Annotated in this window: 8 protein-coding genes; 3 read left to right on the forward strand and 5 right to left on the reverse strand. The window is 64.3% G+C overall.

What is annotated here, in order from left to right; translation table 11 throughout:
* Nucleotides 1-129: 129 nt before the first annotated feature.
* From AC0L25_RS31620 to AC0L25_RS31630, 3 genes are all read right to left on the reverse strand, one after another.
* Nucleotides 130-831: a BA14K family protein gene (locus AC0L25_RS31620; RefSeq protein WP_473599056.1), complete on the reverse strand. Its 702-nt coding sequence runs from the start codon at nucleotides 829-831 to the stop codon at nucleotides 130-132.
* Between the two features lie 163 nt (nucleotides 832-994).
* Nucleotides 995-2,131: a KamA family radical SAM protein gene (locus AC0L25_RS31625; protein WP_473599057.1), complete on the reverse strand. Its 1,137-nt coding sequence runs from the start codon at nucleotides 2,129-2,131 to the stop codon at nucleotides 995-997.
* 303 nt (nucleotides 2,132-2,434) lie between these two features.
* Nucleotides 2,435-3,739 (reverse strand): mechanosensitive ion channel family protein, encoded by a 1,305-nt coding sequence (locus tag AC0L25_RS31630; RefSeq protein ID WP_473599058.1) that lies wholly within the window; start codon nucleotides 3,737-3,739, stop codon nucleotides 2,435-2,437.
* A gap of 548 nt (nucleotides 3,740-4,287) precedes the next feature.
* On the opposite strand from AC0L25_RS31630, the gene AC0L25_RS31635 reads away from it, so the two are divergent.
* Nucleotides 4,288-4,683, forward strand: a complete 396-nt coding sequence (locus AC0L25_RS31635; RefSeq protein ID WP_473599063.1) for an SAM-dependent methyltransferase — start codon at nucleotides 4,288-4,290, stop codon at nucleotides 4,681-4,683.
* Between the two features lie 60 nt (nucleotides 4,684-4,743).
* Here AC0L25_RS31635 and AC0L25_RS31640 read toward each other — a convergent pair whose 3' ends face one another.
* Nucleotides 4,744-6,366, reverse strand: a complete 1,623-nt coding sequence (locus AC0L25_RS31640; RefSeq protein WP_473599059.1) for an ABC-F family ATP-binding cassette domain-containing protein — start codon at nucleotides 6,364-6,366, stop codon at nucleotides 4,744-4,746.
* Nucleotides 6,367-6,542: 176 nt separating this feature from the next.
* On the opposite strand from AC0L25_RS31640, the gene AC0L25_RS31645 reads away from it, so the two are divergent.
* Both AC0L25_RS31645 and AC0L25_RS31650 read left to right on the forward strand, forming a co-directional pair.
* Nucleotides 6,543-6,884, forward strand: a complete 342-nt coding sequence (locus AC0L25_RS31645; RefSeq protein WP_473599060.1) for a hypothetical protein — start codon at nucleotides 6,543-6,545, stop codon at nucleotides 6,882-6,884.
* A 334-nt stretch (nucleotides 6,885-7,218) separates the two neighbouring features.
* A complete protein-coding gene (locus AC0L25_RS31650) occupies nucleotides 7,219-7,506 on the forward strand; it encodes a hypothetical protein (RefSeq protein ID WP_473599061.1) in 288 nt (95 codons plus the stop codon).
* A 33-nt stretch (nucleotides 7,507-7,539) separates the two neighbouring features.
* Here AC0L25_RS31650 and AC0L25_RS31655 read toward each other — a convergent pair whose 3' ends face one another.
* Nucleotides 7,540-9,549, reverse strand: a complete 2,010-nt coding sequence (locus tag AC0L25_RS31655; protein WP_473599062.1) for an amidase — start codon at nucleotides 9,547-9,549, stop codon at nucleotides 7,540-7,542.
* Nucleotides 9,550-9,850: the final 301 nt, after the last annotated feature.

Here is a 9,850-nt window from a genome sequence, read left to right on the forward strand (position 1 = left end):
CCCCACGTCTCCCCCTCCCTCGCCTCGACACAGGACGGACAAAGCGGGACTTTGCCTCCGCCTTGCGGAAGGCCCAGCACGGGATTGCAGATGCCTGACAGGCGCATGCAAGGCGCCGCTCAGTCCTGCCTAACGGCACTGCCGGCGCGGGCCGCCGGAATAGGGCTGGTAAGTGTTGTCTTCCGGCCGATACGAGCGGTAGCGGCTGAAGCAATATTCTATGTGGTCGGGCGGAAGCCAGGCGCCGCCGGTTTCATCCGCCGGAACGTTGCCATCGATTGACCACCTCTCGGTCGCCTCGACATAGCTGGCGCTTTCGTCGGCAGGCTGTGCGACACGCTCGACCGGACCGGCATCGAGATAGGGCGAGATGCAGGGACGCGGCTCCCCGCTGTAGGATGTGTAGTGGTCGTCGCTTGGCCTGTAGGAGCGGTAGCGGCTTGCGCACCATTCCACATGGGCGGCGGGCAGTTCCTGCTGCTCGTCGGCTGCCGGCTTGATAGAGGCGGTAGCGGTGGGATCGGGCGCCGAAGCTGCGACATCGGCCGGTTTCGAGGTGCGATCGACTGGGGCCCGATCGACTGGGGCCTGATCAACTGGGACCTGACCAACTGGGACCTCTGGGACTTCGCGGGCGGGGAGGCGCTCAAGTCGCTGCGAAGCAGGATCCACCTTCCGCGGCTCCCTCGGCCACAGTTCGGCGACGCTGGAAGTCGGGGCGGCCTGCCGCACCGGCTCGGCGGAAAGAATCCAGATGGCGAAAGCCAATCCGCTGGCGAAAACCGCCAGCGTCAGCACAAAGCCGCCAAGTACCGCCGAAAAAGCTTTCACCCTGCGCTCCTTTGCCCCGTTATCTCTAGAAATGCGAGGCATTGGATCCGGTTCCAACCCAGGCGCGGGCAGCAGGAGCTTGCGTGCTCAAAGGAAGACCCCTCTCCGTCGCGGCTTCGCCGAGCCACCTCTTCCCGCTTCGCGGAGTGAGGAATCCAAGCTTTCAAGGGTCGCCGACAATCTCCGTATACGCCCTCACCTCGCCATCCTGCCCGCGAATCCGCCAGCTCTCGCCGTCCTGCGCCTCGACATAGCACGGCCCAAGCGGCACCTTGCCGCCGCCGTCCGGCAGGTCCAGCACATAGACGGGGTTGCAGATTCCCGATAGGCGGGCGCGCAAGGCGCTGGCCAGCGCCTGGCCCTTGGCGATCGTGGTGCGCCGGTGCGCCATGCCGCGTGCGAGGTCGCCATGGTGTAGGTAATAGGGTTTGACGCCGAGGCGGTACATCAGCTCGCGGCACAGCTCCTCCAGCACCTCGACCGTGTCGTTGACTCCTTTCAGCAGAACGCTCTGGTTGAGCAGCACGAAGCCGCCTTGCCGCAACGTGCGGCAGGCTTCTTCGGTGGCCGGCGTGATCTCCCGCGCGTGGTTGAAATGGGTGACGACCGTGACCATCAGCCGGCCCTGCAGGGAGCGAACCAGCCCTGAGGTGACACGCGACGGCAGCGCGACCGGCACGCGGGTGTGGATGCGCAAGAGCCGCACATGCGGAACCGCCTCGATGCGGGCGCGGATTTCCGCCAGCGCCTTGTCCGGCAGCGACAGCGGATCGCCGCCGGTCAGGATCACCTCGCGGATTTCGGGATGCGCCTCGATATAGGCAAAGGCCGGCTCCAGCGCCTCGCGCGAAAAACCGCGGCCGATCGAGGTCAGCGACTCCTTGCGAAAGCAGAACCGGCAATAGACCGCGCATTGATAGGTCGGGAACAGCAAAACCCGGTCGGCATGGCGATGCGTCAATCGCGGCACCGGGCTGAAGGCGTGGTCGGCGATCGGATCGTCGAGTTCGCCTTCCAGCTCGGCCAGTTCGCTAGGCGACGGGATGACCTGAAGCCGTATCGGATCGGCGGGGTCGTTCCAGTCGATCAGATCGAGATAGGCTTTTGGGATGCGAACCTTGTGGCGCGTGGCCGCCGCTTGAGCCGCCGCGCGCTCGGCCGGCGACAGCGGCAGGGAATCCAGATCGCGCACATGCCGCACGCCCGCGCGAACATCGTCCTGCCACGCGACGTCGTCGACGCTGGCGCGCTCGTCATCGGCAGCCATGCTGGCGTCGGGCATGTCGAGGTGTGAGGTCATCGATGGCTCCTTGAGTTCGGAGCTGGATACAGCATAGGAGCCGAAGTGCGAACCCTTGCCGGATGCACTCGCGAAAGACCGCGCTCGGCGTCGAAGCTGCCAATCTCCCCCCTTGTGGGGGAGATGCCCGGCAGGGCAGAGGGGGGCGCGAAGGATCGCCAACCTTGTTCGTTCTGAACGCGCAAAGGACGTTCTAAGCTAATGCGCGTGAGAGCGGATTGGGATCGGTGAGAGAAGTCGGCGGGACAGCGCCCCCCTCTGTCCTGCCGGACATCTCCCCCACAAGGGGGGAGATTGGCAGCATCAGCGCCTGCGTGATTTCCCGGCGCGCCCATCCGGCTTCATGATGATCTCGCGATGCGGATAGGGAATGCCTATGCCGTTTTCCCTGAAAGTGTCCCACAGCGCCAGCAGCACCCTGCCGCGCACGTTGGTCAGACCTTGCTGAGGGTCGTGGATCCAGAAGCGCAGGACGAAATTCAGCGAGGACTCGCCGAAATCCGTGAGCCAGCAGACCGGCCGCCGGTCCGCTTCGACCCGGCCAACGCTCATGGCGGCCTTAATCGCCAGTTCACTGACCTTATGCGGGTCGGCGTCGTAAGAGACCCCGAAATTCACGTCGAGCCGCACGAGGTTATCGCTGAACGACCAGTTGATGACCCTTTGGGTGATGAAGTCTTCGTTCGGGATCAGGTATTCGCGGCCGTCGCGCGTCACCACCGAGACAAACCGCGCTCGCAATTCGCGTACCCAGCCGAACGTGCCCTCGAGCGAAATGGTGTCGCCCGGCTTGATCGACTTGTCGAGCAGGATGATCATGCCGGAGACGAAATTTGAAACGACCTTCTGCAGCCCGAAAGCCAGGCCGACGCCAACGGCGCCGGAAAATATCGTCAGAGCCGTCAGGTCGAGACCGACGGAAGACAGGGCAATGGCACCCGCCACCAGCACAAGGCCGACCTTTGCGACCTTGCCGACGAGGACGCGGATCGAAGGTGTCAGCTCTTCGGAGATCCGGACGCGCTTATCGATATACTTGCCGACGATCACCGCAAGCCAGACCGTGGCGATCAGCAGCAGCGCCGCTTTCAGCACCATGAGCGCCGAAAGGCGAACGGCGCCCAAAGGTATTGCGAGGCTGTCCAGGAAAGCCGCGGCGTCGTCATCGATGCCCAGGATGACGAGGGCCGCATAGATCCAGGTCAGCCAGGCGAGAGCCCGCGCGACAAAGCGGTTGCGGATGATGCGCGACAGCACCGATGCGAACAGCCAGGTGAGGGATAGCGAGAGCGCGATATAGATGAAATGGGTCCGGCTTGGCCAGGTCACGGCGCGCATGAGGATGAGCGCGGCAAGCAGGAAGACCGTGAACAGGATCCAGTCGGTGCGCCGCAACAGGGCAACCACGACCCTCAACAGTCCGGGATGCCCCTTGATCTGGCGTGCCCGGTTTTCCACCAGCGGCTCGATGCGCTGCGCCGCGAGCTTCGCGACCAGGAAGAGCACGACGATGATTGCAGCCTGATAGAAAAACCACGGCGTGACGGCATAGTCGAACCACCGGCTGGCCCAGGCCAGCGATTCATCGATGGCGTTGCGAAAATCCATTCCCACACGACCGTTATGGACTGGCGAACCGCACAATGTCGCCGGCCTCGTGAAGGGTCAAGCCGGCGATCAAGACGCCTTCAAGCGGGCCTCCGCTCCTGCGCCTTGCCGGTGCGTTCGACAGGTCAGGCATAGCCGCTGTCACAGGTGCGGACGCGCCCGGCCTCAGTTCCAGCACCCAGTCTGAACGCGGCCAGGAAGCGATCAGCCGAAAACATCCACTGATCAGAAACAATCTCGCACTCGCTAACGCATAACATTAGCTTGCGCTTAAATTAGCTTTATCGTATCTATCTAAATGGCCGGTGATCTACCCCCCAACCGGTTAGGCTCGGCGCCAGTCCCCCCCTCAGGCCAACGACGCCGGGCCGCTCGGGGTTTATTCCCTCTTAAGTATCCCCTACTGTTCCTGTCGCGCAGTTGAGAAGTCGACCGATCGTCGGCCTCTTCGACATCGATCAAGGGGCCTTCACCTCCGGCAGTGAACACATCGACGATGTCCGCGATCCCTCAGGTGTCGGCCTTCCCGTCGCCAGCCATGGTCGCTAATCGATGCGCTGCCTTTGCGGCAGGGAATGCGGGTGCTGGAGATCGGCTGCGGCCCGGGTGCTGCGGCGCGCGCGATCGTGCGCCGGATTGGCGACGGCCACGTGGTGGCGATCGACCGCTCGGCCAAGGCCATAGCGCAGGCCAGGGCCGCCTCGCGCGCCGAGACTGCAGCGGGCCGGCTGAGTTTTCGTCAGGTCGCCATCGAGGACTTCAACCTTGAGGCGGAGGAAAAGCGCTTCGACATTGCCGTTGCGGTGCGCGTCGGCGCGCTGGACGGGCGCTATCCCGAGGCAGAAAAAATCGCCCTGCAACGGCTCAAGGCCGCGTTGACGGCGCAAGGCCGGCTGTTCATCGACGGCGGCGATCCGCTGCGCGAAATTGCGATGCACGACTGAGCAGCCGGCGCTTCCTTTCCAAAATCGAGCGTTGGGTGAGCGGCAACGCCGCTCTGCGCCTCAGCTCCGCAACCCAGGCGCTTCCTGCCCGGTGCGCTCGACATACTCGGTATAGCCGCCGCCATATGTATGAACGCCCTCGGGCGTCAGCTCCAGCACGCGATTCGACAGCGCCGCCAGAAAATGCCGGTCGTGCGAGACGAACAGCATGGTGCCTTCGTATTGCGAGAGGGCCGTGATCAGCATCTCCTTGGTGGCAATGTCGAGGTGGTTGGTCGGCTCGTCCAGCACCAGCAAATTGGGCGGGTCGAACAGCATCAGCGCCATCACCAGCCGCGCCTTCTCGCCGCCCGACAGCACCCGGCATTTCTTCTCGATCTCGTCGCCGGAAAAGCCGAAGCAGCCGGCCAGCGCCCTGAGCGGCGCCTGGCCTGCCTGTGGAAACGCGTCTTCCAGCGTCTGGAACACGGTGCGCTCGCCCTCCAGCACCTCCATGGCGTGCTGGGCGAAATAGCCCATCTTGACGCTCGGGCCGCGCGCCACCGAGCCATCGTCCGGTTCGGAGGCGCCGGCGACCAGCTTCAGCAGCGTCGACTTGCCGGCGCCGTTGATGCCCATCACGCACCAGCGCTCGCGGCGGCGCACCTGGAAATCCAGCCCCTCGTAGATCGAGCGGCTGCCATAGCCCTTGTGGACGTTCTTCAGCGTCACCACGTCCTCGCCGCAGCGCGGCGCCGGCTGGAAGTCGAACGACACTTTTTGGCGGCGCTTGGGCGGCTCGACGCGGTCGATCTTCTCCAGCTTCTTCACCCGGCTCTGCACCTGGGCGGCATGTGACGCGCGCGCCTTGAAGCGCTCGATGAAGGCAATTTCCTTGGCCAGCATCGCCTGCTGGCGCTCGAACTGCGCCTGCTGCTGCCGGTCGGCGATCGCCCGCTGCTGCTGGTAGAATTCATAGTTGCCGGAGTAAGCGGTCAGCGAGCCGCCATCGATCTCCACCACCTTGTTGACGATGCGGTTCATGAACTCGCGGTCGTGCGAGGTCATCAGCAGCGCGCCGTCATAGTTCTTCAGGAACTGCTCCAGCCAGATCAGGCTTTCCAGGTCGAGATGGTTGCTCGGCTCGTCGAGCAGCATGGCGTCAGGCCGCATCAGCAGGATGCGGGCCAGCGCCACGCGCATCTTCCAGCCGCCGGATAGCTTTCCGACGTCGCCGTCCATCATCTCCTGGCTGAAGCCGAGGCCGTCCAGCACCTCGCGTGCGCGGCCATCCAGCGCATAGCCGTTGAGCTCCTCGAACCGCGCCTGCAGGTCGCCATAGCGGGCAATGATGGCGTCCATCTCATTTGATCGCTCCGGGTCGCCCATGGCGGCTTCGAGCTCACGCATCTCGGCCGCCACTTCGCTCACCGGCCCGGCGCCGTCCATCACTTCGGCAACCGCGCTGCGGCCTTCCATATCGCCGACATCCTGGCTGAAATAGCCGATGGTGACGCCGCGATCGACGGAGACCTGGCCCTCGTCGGGCTGCTCCTCACCGTTGATCATGCGAAACAGCGTCGTCTTGCCGGCGCCGTTGGGGCCGACCAGCCCGACCTTCTCGCCCTTCTGCAACGAGGCGGACGCCTCGATGAAGACGATCTGCCGGCCGTTCTGCTTGCTGATGCTTTCCAGTCGAATCATGCTTCCACGCGCGCCCAAGGGATTTTCCCCGCGCCAATACGCGATAGGCCGCGCCTGCGGAAGCCCGCAAATCAATGCGAATACGACGCCATGTTCGAAGTTCGAACTGAATTAGCGGAACCTCAGATAGGGCCGGCAGTTTAGAAAGATGACCTCAAACAGCGAAGGAGTACGAGATGAGGACCCTAACCGCTATTCTGCTCGCCACCTCAATGCTCGGGCTGACCGCCGGCACGGCAAGCGCCACCTGCCATGACACGACTGCATCGGTCAAAGCTCAGTCAGGCATCGCAAAAGACGGAACGCACGCACCTCTCGAAACTGATGCGAATGCCGGCAGCAAGGTCGAGGGCGGCCCGGCCAATAAGGACGGCAACACCATGCCGCTTGCCAACCAGGAAAGCGGCGGGAATAAGAACCTCGCAACCTCGCAGCAAGATGCACAGGCACAGCAGGAGGGCGAGAAGACAGCGGCGGCCAAAGCCGACGCCGGCAGCGACCCCTGCAAGCCGGACTAACGCGGATTGAATAGCTGGCCGCAGACGCCGCACTGCATGCCGCCATCGACCATCGGCGGCATGCAGGCCGGACTTCTCGGCCCCGCGATGCCCCAGCCGCGAGGAATCCTCCAAGGCAGAGGTTGTGCTCGACGCGGTGGCGGTGGCCACAGCAATAGATGGAAATCCGACCCGTGCCGCACTACGATCTACATCGACGGTAAACGGGGTGGCAAATGGACGAAAAGCACATTGTATTCCTGATCGGTGGAGGCACGGGCGGCGATGAGCAAGCGGTGTTCATCTTGCGCTCGTCCGAACCGGCTGCCATCTCACCTGCAGCTATCGTGACAAGATGATCGAGGCCGAGGAGGAAGACTATTTCGAAGCCCTGTTCCAAATCCGCCAGGAACTCGAAATCGAGGGCTTACTGCCCTTTTGTTATGGAGCGAGCGGGAATGTTTATCCCGAAGGGACGGTGATCGAGATGAGCCGCGGATTGATCGCCTGCAAGGTGATAATGGGGCAGTTCCCTCAAAAGGCTGATTTGGTCAATATCTTTGCCGACGGCCACGACGTGATGCCGGTCTTCGTCCACCTGCAGCAGGAATTTTGGGACGAATGGCTGGCCTCGCTGCCGTAATAGCGGTCAGCAGCTCCCTCACCTGCCGCAACCTCACCCAATCCCGCCGGTCACCGCGTAGGCGCCGGCGGCGCTCCCGTCCGCTAGCCGCACGACAGCAGTGACGATCGAGCCGTACGCGCCGCGCCAGACGCTGTGGATTCTCTCATGCTCTTTGGCCGGTACGACCGCACGCCCGGTGAAGTGCGCGCCGGTCCGCAGTATGCGAATGGGCTCGCCGTTGACATGGACTTTCACGCTGATCTCGGTTCCGGCCTCGCCATGCACATCAAGCGTGATGGTGATCTCGTCCTGATCATCCGCACGGCGAGTCTCGGCGGCAAGAGTGAGCGGCGGCGCCTCGCCGGCCTGGCGGGCGGCAGGCCGGGCGGGAAAGACATCGTCGGAAAGTTCCGGCGTGCGCGGCGGCCGGCTCCGGCGCTGGCCAAAACGCTCGAAGTCGCCGGCCAGCCGAAGCAGCTTCGTATCGTCATAGGCCTTGCCGGCGAAGGTGAGGCCGACCGGCATACCGATATCGGCCATCGTGCCCATCGGCACGGTGACAGTCGGAATGCCGAGATGGCGCGGCACGAGATTGCCGTTGGCGACCCAGGTGCCGTTGCGCCAGGCGAGTGCCGCGGAGGCCTCGCTGACATCAGCATCCGCCGGCCCGACATCGGCGACCGCCGGAAACACCACCGCGTCGAGCCCTTGCGCGTCGAGCCAGTCCTCGAAGTCGATGCGCCGCGTCGCCTCCAGGCCTTTCAGACCAGCCTCCAAGCCGGGGATATCATTGAAGGATGTCACACCGCGCTTGGCCCGCTCGACATACTCCGCCAGATCGAAGCTGTCCTCATAACGATCCGGCAACGCGCCCGGCGGCTGCGGAAAGATTTTTGCGCCGTCGACCGAGGCGAGATCGGGGATAGCGGGATCGGCATTGGCGCGCAGGAAATCGTCCCAGGCGAAGACGCACAGGTCCCAGATCTCGCGCTCGGCGAATTCTTCCGGAACCAGCCCGCGATCGACCATGTTTTTGGTGCCCGGCCGGTCGCGCTCGTAGTTGGAGACGACGGGGAAATCGACCTCGACCACGGTTGCGCCGAGCCGTCGCAGGTCCGCTGCCGCCTGCTCCCACAACTCCAGAACCGACGCGCGGGTCTGGATCGGAACGTCAGCCTCCATGTCTCGGCCGATATACATGCGGGGCACGCCGAGCCGCATGCCTTGCAGCGCGCCCTCCAGTCTAAGGTCGGTGTAGCGTGGCGGCCGCACTGCCGAGCTCTTCGGCAGCGCCACCCAGGGCTGCGCACGCCAGAAATCGCCTCTGGTGTCGGGGTCGTCGGCGACGATCACGTCGAGCAGTTCGAGGATATCCTGCACGCTGCGCGTATGCGGCACCACCACGTCCATCGTCGGCACCAGCGGCCAGTTGCCGCGCACAGAAATGACGCCGCGCGACGGCGTGTAGGCGACCAGCGCATTATTCGACGCCGGCGCCCGGCCGGAAGACCAAGTTTCCTCGCCGAGCCCGAAGGCGGCGAAACTGGCGGCGGTCGCCGTCCCGGAACCATTCGACGAGCCCGAGGCGAAGGCCGCGGTCAGGTAATCGGCATTGTAGGGGCTTTCCGCCCGGCCGTAGACGCCGCGCTGCATGCCGCCATTGGCCATCGGCGGCATGTTGGTCAGCCCGACCAGCACCGCGCCGCCGGCCCGCAGCCGCGCAATGGTGAAGGCGTCCTCGCTGGCCGTGAGATGCTCGAAGGCCGGCGACCCGGCGGCCACCGTCAGGCCCGCCACCTTGTAGCTGTCCTTGGCGGTATAGGGGATGCCGTCCAGCGGCCCGAGCGTCGCGCCGCTCCTGCGGCGCCGGTCGGACGCGGCGGCTTCCTCGAACATTTTGGGATTGAGCACGGGAACGGCGTTGAGGGTGATGCCATGGCGGTCAAATCTGGCGATCCTGCACAGGCAGGCGCCGACCAGCTCGACGCTGGTGACGGTGCCGGCCTCCAGCGCTTGCCGCAACTGTTCGATGGATGCCTCGACGATGTTGAGACTGGTCATTGTGTCCCCAACGCTTGGTCGAAGCGGTATTGGCCTCGAAAACCGATGCCGTAAAGGGTTTTGCGAAGGCGGCCGTTACAGCCGATCTCCCCCCTTGTGGGGGAGATGTCCGGTAGGACAGAGGGGGGCGCTGTCCCGCCGATCTGTCAACCATTCGTAGCAACGCCCGCAGACTGGTTCCCGGTTGAGAATGAGTTATAGCAAAGGCTGGCGATCCTTCGCGCCCCCCCTTGTAACTTGTTTCTTGCCGACTCTGCTATGAAAGCAGGTGCGGTGGCGGACGGGAGACCGAACCCTCTTT

Source organism: Mesorhizobium sp. WSM4813, assembly GCF_055811555.1.

Excerpts from the sequence above, each read along its gene's own strand:
- AC0L25_RS31625 (WP_473599057.1), bottom strand. The coding sequence starts at position 2,131 with ATGACCTCACACCTCGACATGCCCGACGCCAGCATGGCTGCCGATGAC.
- AC0L25_RS31630 (WP_473599058.1), bottom strand. The coding sequence starts at position 3,739 with ATGGATTTTCGCAACGCCATCGATGAATCGCTGGCCTGGGCCAGCCGG.
- AC0L25_RS31640 (WP_473599059.1), bottom strand. The coding sequence starts at position 6,366 with ATGATTCGACTGGAAAGCATCAGCAAGCAGAACGGCCGGCAGATCGTC.
- AC0L25_RS31645 (WP_473599060.1), top strand. The coding sequence starts at position 6,543 with ATGAGGACCCTAACCGCTATTCTGCTCGCCACCTCAATGCTCGGGCTG.
- AC0L25_RS31650 (WP_473599061.1), top strand. The coding sequence starts at position 7,219 with ATGATCGAGGCCGAGGAGGAAGACTATTTCGAAGCCCTGTTCCAAATC.
- AC0L25_RS31655 (WP_473599062.1), bottom strand. The coding sequence starts at position 9,549 with ATGACCAGTCTCAACATCGTCGAGGCATCCATCGAACAGTTGCGGCAA.